The 10,221-nt window shown below is 68.3% G+C and carries 2 protein-coding genes and 1 pseudogene; 2 read left to right on the forward strand and 1 reads right to left on the reverse strand.

What is annotated here, in order from left to right; translation table 11 throughout:
• Positions 1 to 6,921: DEAD/DEAH box helicase family protein (locus OEY_RS29270; protein ID WP_010596694.1), on the forward strand; the 6,921-nt coding region annotated here is incomplete at its 5' end.
• Between the two features lie 53 nt (positions 6,922 to 6,974).
• Positions 6,975 to 9,989, forward strand: coding sequence for a Tn3 family transposase (locus OEY_RS0126175; RefSeq protein ID WP_010596695.1), 3,015 nt, complete (start codon positions 6,975 to 6,977; stop codon positions 9,987 to 9,989).
• A 68-nt stretch (positions 9,990 to 10,057) separates the two neighbouring features.
• On the opposite strand, the pseudogene OEY_RS29275 reads toward OEY_RS0126175, so the two are convergent.
• Positions 10,058 to 10,221 (reverse strand): annotated as a pseudogene (locus tag OEY_RS29275) (TetR family transcriptional regulator); the annotation flags it as partial.

Consider the following 10,221-nt stretch of genomic DNA (forward strand, 5'->3'; position numbering starts at 1 on the left):
GTCACCGCCGAAACCGTCGACACGATCGTCGACGCCCGCGCCAGCGAGGACCGCGCGATCGAGGAGGACTTCCTCGACACCACCCAGCACGTTTTGGACGCGCAGGAACCGGCCGAGCTGGAGACCCCTGCCCAGCGCAGCGAGCACGTCGAGGCGGTGCAGGACGGCATCGACCAGGCCGCCACGGTCGAGGTCGAGCAGTGGTGGGCGCGGGGCCGCGCCGCCTACGACCCGGCCGACCCGCTGACCCTGCCGCAGCCGGACACCGATCCGCAGGTCGCCGCCGCGCTCGAGGCGGTGCGCAGCCGCAAGGCCCGCGACGAGATCCGCGCCCAGTGGTTCGCCGGGGTCGAGCAGGGACGCCGCGAGGCCACCGCCGAGGAACGCCACGCTCTGGTCGCCGAGGTCGCCGTGGATCCGAGGCTCATCGCCACGGTCGAGGGCCGGCGCCCGGACTACCTGCCGGCCGTGGCCCGTTCCGAGGCCCAGCGCCTGATCGCCGAAGCTGCCCGCGAGGCATCACCGCTGCGGCAGGCCGCAGCGAAGGTTCTGCTCGAGCATCACCCGCTGCCGGCCGAGCTGTACGAGCGGGCCTACGCCGAATGGGACCGCATCCACGGCCCCGAGCTGACCTGGGATCAGGACACCGCCGCGGAGTGGACGGCGTGGATGACCAGGCACGCCCGACGGGATCCGCTGCTCGGATCGTGGGCCGGACTGCCGATGCACACGCGCACCCCGATCATCGAAATCGGCATCGAGACCGCGTTCGAGGTCATGGCCGAGGAACGCCCCGATCTCGTCGCCGCCACCGCGGGCATTCCCCCCGAGCGTCTCGTTGCGGAGATGCGCGGGAACATCATCCCGAACCTGCCCCCACCCGAGCCGTCCGATCTTGCCGCTCTGTTCGGTGACGGGGCCGCATACTGCGCCTTGCGGTTGAACGACCGCCCGAACAGCAAAGTCAGCTACTTCCCGATCCGGGGCTGGGATTACACCCTCGACGGGGGCGGCACCTCCGTCACCTGCGGCCGCAATGCACGGGCGGCGATCGGTGCGCTGCTCGACGCACGCACCATCGAGATCCCGGAGTGGATCGAACGTGCCTACCGGCCCTACGCCCAGGCCCGCGCCACCGTGCTGACCAGGGCGATCGCCTACGCCCGGAACAACGAGTTCTACCACGCTGCCGCCCGTGCGGACCTGCTGTGGAAGTACAACGAAACAGGCACCTTCGTGGCCGCCCACTCGCTCATCAAGGACGTGCGCCAGGGCATCATCGACCAGCTGCGCAGCGATTTCCCGGCCGAGACCGCACTGCTCGACAGCTACGGCATCGATCTGGACTGGACCCTCGACAACGACGTGGACTCGAAGGTCCTGCGTGACATTCGGGCAGCCGGGGACGACCTCTACAGCCTCACCCCCACCGACCTGACCTTCGCCGGGGCGGGAGATGTGGTCCTCGGTGACCCCGACGGCCGACACGTCACAATCCGCTCCGGGTGGGCACCGAACAGCAGCGAGCACATCACCTACGTCGATGGCCAGCCCCGGCCCGAGCTGACGATGCGGGACGCGATCGCCGACGCCCGCGCCGTGCTCGCCGCCGAACGCGACGGCGAGCAGCTCGACCCGGACCACACCGCCGAGACCGAAGCCCAGCTCGACACCGACACCGACACCGAGACAGAGGCCGAGGCAGAACCGCAGGTTAGTGAGGAGGCCGAACCGCACTCCCCTCGAGTCGTAGCGCCTGCGATCGACGACGCAGACGCGGTGATCTTCGAAGAGGTCGAATCGGCTCCCACCGAGCCATCGGACCCGGCCCCTGCCGCCCCTGCCGCCGATGCGCCCGCGACCTCGTGGGTGCTCACCGATCCCCTGATGGTCGGCCACATCGGGCCGGTCGCCGCGCCGACCCCGGCCCCTGAACCTGCCACGACCACCGACGCGACCCCAGCACCGGACGCGGGGACGACCGCCGAGCCGGACACCGCCACCCCGACCGACGAGGCGGCGCAGAGCGCCCCGGCCCCGGACACCAACGAGCTGGTCGTTCCGGAAACCGGGTACGGCGAACCGGCCCCAGATGCCGCGGCCGCAGCACAGCCCGCCGATGACCAGCCACGACCCGGGGCCACCGCCGCGGCAGTGCGCGCAGTGCCGCCGACCGTCGATGCGCAGGACTTCACCCTCGGCACCGAAGTATTGGTCCCGTCCGGGGCGAAGGCCCGGGCACGGGCGAACATCGCCGCCCTGCGTCTGGTGCGCCAGCTCGACGAGCAGCAGCGACCGGCCACCGCCGACGAGCAGGCGGTGCTGGCGCAGTGGTCCGGCTGGGGAGCGATCCCGGAGGTCTTCGACAACCGCGTGAAGATCCTCGCGCAGTGGGGCGACGAGCACGCCGCCCTGCTCGATCTGCTCGGGGACAAGGGCTTCGCCCAGGCCCGCCAGACCACCCTCAACGCCCACTACACCGACCCGGCGATCGTCGCCGAACTGTGGCGGGCGGCGGCGCGGGCCGGATTGCCCGACGGTGCGGTGTTGCTCGAACCGGGCTGCGGGGCCGGTCATTTCGTCGGCACCGCCCCGGAGAAGGTGCGCATGGTCGGCGTCGAGATCGAGCCGATCAGCGCGACGATCGCGCACTACCTGTATCCCTCGCAGCAGATCCGCAACCACGGCTTCGAGCGCAACTTCGCCCCCGCCGGCACCTTCACCGGGGCGATCGGCAACGTCCCGTTCGGCAAGTTCGCGCCCGTCGATCCGATCCACAACCCGGGCGGTCTGGCGATCCACAACCACTTCATCGCCAAATCCCTCGCGCTGACCGCGCCCGGGGGCTATGTCGCCGTGGTGACGAGCATGTTCACCTCGGACGCCAAACGCGCCGAACAACGCGCCGCGATCATCGCGAAGGGTGATCTGATCGGTGCGGTGCGTCTGCCCACCGGCGCGTTCGACCGGCAGGCCGGCACCGACGTGGTCACCGACGTGCTCATCTTCCGCCGCCGCGAGGACGGAGCCACCCCCACCGAGGACACCCTCGACTGGGCCGGTCCTGCCGTGCAGGTCGCCGCGATCGACGCCAAGACCGGTGAGCCGGCGCGGACCTGGATCAACCCCTACTTCGCGAAGTACCCGGAGCGGGTGCTGGGCACCCTCACCGTCGGGGGCGGCATGTATGCCGGGGGCTCGCTGCGGGTCACCCCGCACACCGGCGCCGCCCTGGCCGAGCAGCTGCGCACCCAGCTCGATCCGCTCATCGACCGGGCCGTCGCCCGCGGTCTCGGGTTCACCGCCCCGGCCCCCGATCCGGCGGGGGTCGAAGCGTTCACCACGCCGGGGCTGCGCACCGGAGCCGGTCTGGACTCCAACGAGGTGCTGCCCGGTGCGATGCGATTCAACGAGACCGAGAACCGCTTCGAGCAGTTCACCCTGGGTCGGGGCTGGGCCGAGGCCGGCTGCCGCGGCAAGGATCTCGCCGAGCAGTGGAAGGTGCTCATCGCTCTCGGTGAGACGGTCATGGAGCTGTCCGAGGCCAGCCGCTCCCGCACGCATACCGTCGCCGACCGTGACGTGATCCGGGGCCGGCTGAACTCGCTCTACGACGGTTATGTGCGCCGGTGGGGGCCGCTGAACCGGTTCAAGCTCACCGACCCGACCCCGCTGACGGAGGATAAGATCGCCGCTCGCCTGGACAAGGCGATCACCGAGTGGCGGATCAAGGCCGGCCGCGAGGAAGCCGCCGCCGACGGTCTGGATCCGAAGGAGGCCGGCCCCTACACCGGGTCGATTCCCGACGAGGTGCTCGAGGAGCTGCGCGAGAAGACGGCCGAGCAGCCGCAGCCGCGGCGCTATTCCGCGCATCTGCAGGGCGCGATCGCCCGCGATCCGCGTCTGGGCATGGTGCTGGCGATCGAGAACCTCCAGTCGCGCTTCGACGGCACCGAGGCTGTGGCGACCAAGACGGCGATCTTCACCGAGGACACCACCCCCTTCAAGAACAAGGCCACCAGCGCCGCCGACCTCGACGAAGCGTTGGCAATCAGCTTCGACGAACTCGGACACATCTCCCCGCACCGGGTCGCCGAGCTGCTGAACCTGTCCGTCGAGGACACCCTCGAGGGGGCCCAGGGCCGCATCTATCCGTCCCTGCACGCCGACGACCAGTGGGAACTGGCCACCGTCGCGTTGTCCGGGCAGGTCCGCGACAAGCTGGCACGGGCGAAGATCAAAGCCGGGGACGATCCCCGCTACGCCCCGCTGGTGCAGGCCCTCGAATCGGTGGTGCCGGCGGATGTGGACCCCGCCGACATCGGGGTGCGCATCGGCGCGACCTGGGTGCCGATCGAGGACTACCGCGCGTTCCTGATCCAGGAGTTCGGGCTGCGCCCGGACCGGCTCACCGTCGAGCACGATCAGGTCAGCGGCAGCTGGGAGATCTCCACCGACCAGAAAAGCCGCCACGAGTTCTCCAGCGGCTATCCCGACAAGTACGGCACCGGCCGGCTGCCCGGGGTGAAGATGTTCGAGCTGCTCGCCAACAACAAACCCATCCAGGTCACCAAGACCGCCGACGAGCTCGAGCGCTCCCCCAAGCCGCGGTTCCACGTCAAACTCACCGAACAGGCCCACGCCTCGGCGAATGCGTTGGCCGAGCGGTTCGAGAAGTGGCTGTGGGAGGACGGTGACCGCTATCTGCGCCTGGCCGCCACCTTCAACGAGCGCTACAACTCGTTCGTCAAACCGGTCCACGACGGACGCAGCAAGACCTTCCCCGGCCTGAATCCGAAGTACACGCCCTACGACTATCAGGCCGCCGCGGTGCAGCGGTTCCTGCACGACGAGACGATCCTGCTCGACCACGTGGTCGGGGCCGGTAAGACCCTGACGATCACCGCCTCGTGCATGGAAGCCACACGGCTCGGACAGATCCGGCAGCCCTGGATCGTGGTGCCCAATCACCTGCTCGCGCAGTGGTCGGTCGAGGCCCGCGACGCCTACCCGAACGCCAACATCCTCGTCGCCTCCGAACTCGACGGCCGCGATGACCGGCAACGCTTCGTCGGGCAGACCGCGGTCGGGGACTGGGATCTGGTGATCGTGCCGCAGTCGGTGTTCGGGAAGATCGCCATGCGCCGCGAAGCGCAGATCGAGTACCTCGAAAGCGAAATCGCCGAACTACGGCAGGCTCTCGACGCCGCCAACCAGCAGGGGGCGCAGTTCACGGTCAAGCAGATCGAGAAAGCGATCAAGGCCGCCGAAGGCCGCATCGAGAAGATCATCGACGCCAAGGCCACCGACGACGGGCTGACTTTCGAACAATCGGGCTGCGATTTCCTGTTCATCGACGAGGCACACGACTACAAGAACCTCACCCGCCCGTCCAACAGCGCCGACCTGTCGGTGCCGACCGGCAGCCAGCGCGCCACCGACCTGGAGATGAAAGCCAAGTACCTGCGCGAGCAGGCCCGCGTGCGCAACGCCGCGCAGGGCATGCCGCACGCCCCGGCCAAGGCGCTCGCGTTCGCCACCGGCACCCCGATCACCAACTCGCTGTCGGAGATCTGGGTAATGATGAAGTACCTGCGCCCGGACCTGCTGCACGAGGCCGGCCTGGGGCGCATCGACAACTGGGCGGGGACCTTCGCCAAGCCGGTATCGGTGGCGGAGATGAACGCCACCGCCACCCGCATCCAGATGCGCACCCGCATGGCCGAATACGCCAACGTCCCCCAGCTGGTGGCGATGTTCGACCAGTTCCGCGACGTGGTGACCGCCGATCAGATCCCGGTGCGCCTGCCCACCCTCGACGGTGGCACGCCGCAGATCGTGGAGTTCGACATGGGCCCCGACGCCCTCGACGCGATGGCCGACCTCGATGTGCGCATGGCCACGATCCGCGGCGATCGGATGGACCTGGACAACAGCCTCAAGATCGCCACCGACGGGCGCAACCTCACCATGCACCCCTCGCTGGCGAACCTCGCCCCACCCAAGCCGGAGCACAGCCGCATCGAACACGCCGCCGAGCTGATCTGGCAGGTCCACACCGAGAACGCCGACCTGCACATCCCGGCCGACAAGTACGGCCCCGAGATGACTGGGGTGTTCCAGCTGGTGTTCTGCGACCGCGGCACCCCCAAGGCCGGCGCCGGCCCCAAGGCCCGCAACCTCTACACCGAGCTGCGCGACGCCCTGGTGACCCGGGGAATGCAGCCAGAGGAGATCGCGTTCATGCACGACTACGACAATCCCAAGGCCAAAGCGAGGCTGGTGCACGCCTGCGCCGACGGGCGGATCCGGGTGCTGATCACCTCCACCAAGAAGGGCGGCACCGGCCTGAACGTCCAGCGGGCGCTCAAGCAGATGATCAACCTCAACCCGGCGTGGACCGCCGCCGACATGGAACAACGCCTCGGCCGCATCATCCGCCAGGGCAACGTCCACGAGAGCGTCCGCGTGGTCAACATGGTCGCCCGCCGCTCCTTCGACGCGATGATGTACCAGTACGTGGCCCGCAAATCGAACTTCGTCGCCATGATCCGCAAGGCCGACGTGCCCCCGACGATGGAAGACCTCGGCGGGGACCTGACCGTCTCGTGGGCGCAGAGCAAGGCCGCCGCCACCGGCGATCCGGTCTTCGTCGCGCAGGTCGAGGCCGACCAGCAGGTCGCCGACCTCGAAGCCCGCCGCGACGCCGTCCTCAACGCCAACGCCGCCCGCAGCGCCGCGATCCGGGCCTTGAGCAAGTCCATCACCACCGACGAGAACCGGGTGCCCGAAGTCCGGGCGATGGTCGACAAGCTCACCGCGTGGAGGGGTTCCGGTAGTAATCGCGCGGAAAACAACACATATGGCTGGACCAGCGGCGATGGTGTTGTGATCGGTTCGGGCTGCGGGCGGGTGCGGTAGGTGCTTGGCTTGGCTGCCGATGAGGTTGGTCGGTGTGCTGGAGGTCGGGTTTCATGGCGACGCAGGTATTCGCGGCTGAGGAGTTGGCGCGTCTGCGGGAGTTTCCAGAAGTCAGCCGCGAGGAGCTGTTCCGGTTCTTCACGCTGACGTCGGCCGATATCGCGTTCGTCGCGCCGGGGCGGGGGCGTGGTCCGGAGGATCAGCTCGGTCTGGCGGTGGCGTTGTGCACGCTGCCGTGGCTGGGGTTCGTGCCGGACAAGGTCGCCGCCGCGCCGCCGGTGGTGGTGGCACGGTTGGCGGATCAGCTGAAAGTCGATGCGTCGCAGATCCGTTCGTACGGCCGCCGGGCGCAGACCCGCACCGCGCATCTGCACCTGGTGGCCCAGTATCTGAGCTGGCAGAGCGCGGGTGCGATGGAGTTGAAAGAACTCGACGAGTTCCTGTTGGCGCGGGCGATGGAGCACGATTCCCCGACCCTGCTGTTTCGGTTGGGGTGTGAGTATCTGATCTCGGCGCGGGTGATCCGGCCCAGCCCCGACACCGTGGTCCGCCGCGTCGTGCACGCGCGTGAGCAGGCCCAACGAGAGACCTACGACCGGTTGGCGCATGAGCTGACGCCGCAACGCTGCGCGGAGTTGGACGGCTTGCTGGTCACCGATGTCTCGATCCGGATGTCTCGGTTGCGGTGGCTGTCGACGCCTCCGGTGGAGGCGTCGACAGCCGCTGTGCGCAACGAGGTCGAGAAGCTGGAGTTCGTGCGCGGTTTGGGCGCGGACACTCTTGATCTGTCGGTGTTGCCGACTGAGCGTCGCCGGTTCCTGGCCATGCTGGGCCGCCGTCTGACCGGGCAGGCGTTGGAGCGTCGCGATCCGCAGCGCCGGTATCCGATCTTGTTGACGGTGCTGGCGCAGTCGGCCGCTGATGTGCTCGATGAGGTGGTGGCGTTGTTCGATCAGGCGCTGTCGGGGAAGTTCAGTGCCGCGGAGAACCGGATGCGCGAGCAACTGGCCGACCGGGCGAAGACCGGGGAGGACCGGCAAGCGCTGCTGGATGACCTCCTATCCATCCTCATCGACCCGCAGATCCCTGATGAGGATGTGGGCGGGTTGATCCGGGGCGGAAGCATCGGGTTGGAGCGGTTGCGTGCGGCGATTGCGCAGGCCCAGCCGCGGTTGCCGCGTGATCACGGGCATCTGGCCGCTCTCGATAGTTCGTATTCGTATCTGAGGAAGTTCACTCCGGCGGTGTTGTCGGCGGTCCGGTTCTCCGGTGGTACGGCGGCGACGGAGTTGCTGATCGCGGTGGACATGCTGCGCGAACTCAACGCGACCGGTCGCCGCAAGGTGTTCGACGACGCACCGGCGGGGTTCGTGCCGACCAAGTGGCGCGGTTATCTCGAGGAGGCCCGCAAGACCGGCAATACCGTTGCCTATCGTCACTTTTGGGAGCTGTGCGTGCTGCTCGGGTTGCGGGACGGGCTGCGTACCGGGGACGTGTTCGTGCCCGGATCACGCCGCTACGCCGACCCGGCCGCCTACCTGCTCACCCCGACCCAATGGGAGCCGCAGCGAGCCGAATTCTGCCGCCTGGTCGACAAACCCGCCGACCCGGCCGCCGCGTTGGCCGCGCTCACCGACGAGTGGTTGACGGCGGTCGGTGAGCTGGAGCAGATGCTCGCCGCCGGTGACGGGCCGGTGCGCTTGGACGAGACCGGTGATCTGGTGATCTCCCCGCTGAGCGCCGAGGACATTCCGACCGAGGCCATCGAGTTGAAGGCCGAGCTGACCGAGATGCTGCCGTTCGCGCCGATCGTGTCGGTGCTGATCGAGATGGACAAGCGCACCGGCTACCTGGATTGTTTCACCCACGCGGGCGGCAAGCAGACGCGGAGCCCGGAGTTGAAACGCAATCTGATCGCGGTGCTGCTGGCGTACTCGACGAACCTCGGTCTCACCAATATGGCTGCGGCGTCGGGGATCTCCTACGACATTCTGTCCTGGACCGCGGAGTGGTATGTGCGGGAGGAGACGCTGCGCGCGGCGAACCTGGCGATCATCGGCTACCACCAGAGACTGCCACTGACCACGGTGTTCGGCACCGGCACACTCTCGTCATCGGACGGGCAGAGGTTCCCGACGCGCGGCAAATCGGTCACCGCCCGTGCGGTGAATCACTTCTTCGCCGAGGAGGGCCTGTCGACCTATACCCACGTCACCGATCAGCACACCACCTACGGCACCAAGGTCATCGTTACCACCCGCCGCGAAGCCCACTACGTCCTGGACGAAATCCTCGGCAACGCAACGGATCTGCCAGTCACCGAGCATGCGACCGATACTCACGGGGTCACCCTGGTGAACTTCGCGCTGTTCGATCTGCTGGGGATGCAGCTGTCCCCGCGTATCCGGGATCTGGGCAAGATCCCCCTGTACCGGCCGGTGCCGCGCGCCGAGGCCGACACCCTGTTCCCGCACGCCGGCGCTCTGCTGACACGGAAGTTGAACCTGGACCTGATCGCCGAGCATTACGACGACCTGCTGCGGCTGGCCGGATCGCTGAAGTTCGGGCACGCCACCGCCTCGCTGCTGGTCGGCAAGCTCTCGGCGTCGGGAAGACAGAACGCCCTCGCCGCAGCATTGAAAGAGTACGGGGCGATGCGCCGCACCATCTATGCCTGCCGGTATCTGACCGACCCTGACTACCGGCGCAAGATCTCGCGCCAGCTCAACAAGGGCGAATCCATCCACGCCCTCAAACGTGGCCTCCTCTATGCCCACGAAGGAGCCTTCCGCGCCCGTCACTTGGAAGCCCAGACCGAGCAGGCATGGTGTCTGACCCTGGTCACCAACGCCCTCATCACCTGGACCACCGAGTATTACGGGCTGGCGGTCGAGCAGATGCGCCGGGCTGGGCGGCGCATCGACGAGGAGGTCTTGGCCCACATCTCGCCCGCGCACAGCGCCAACATCAACTTCTTCGGCGCGATCGAGGTCGACATCGACGCCGAGTTGGCTCAGCTCGGACCCACCGGCTACCGGCCGTTGCGGGTCCGCGACACCCTGTTCTGAATCCGAACCGACCGCGCGCCGGGGTGCGCAGACGAGGCGATCGGGCAGCGTGGCAGGGCTTTTGCCGACTACCCGCGGTGGGCGGTGAGGAAGTCGTCGACCAGGCGCGCGCAGTCGTCGTGATCGATGCTGTACAGCCCGGTCAGGCGGGCGAAGACGATCGGGCCCAGGAGTTGGATGATGGCGAAGCTGGTGTCGAGATCACCGAGGTGGGCGCGGGCCTCAGGGCTGG

The organism is Rhodococcus sp. P14, from assembly GCF_000256505.1.
GTDB lineage: Bacteria > Actinomycetota > Actinomycetes > Mycobacteriales > Mycobacteriaceae > Rhodococcus > Rhodococcus ruber.

What these genes read in the sequence shown, in the direction of transcription:
- OEY_RS0126175 (WP_010596695.1), top strand. Translation starts at nt 6,975, where the DNA reads ATGGCGACGCAGGTATTCGCGGCTGAGGAGTTGGCGCGTCTGCGGGAG.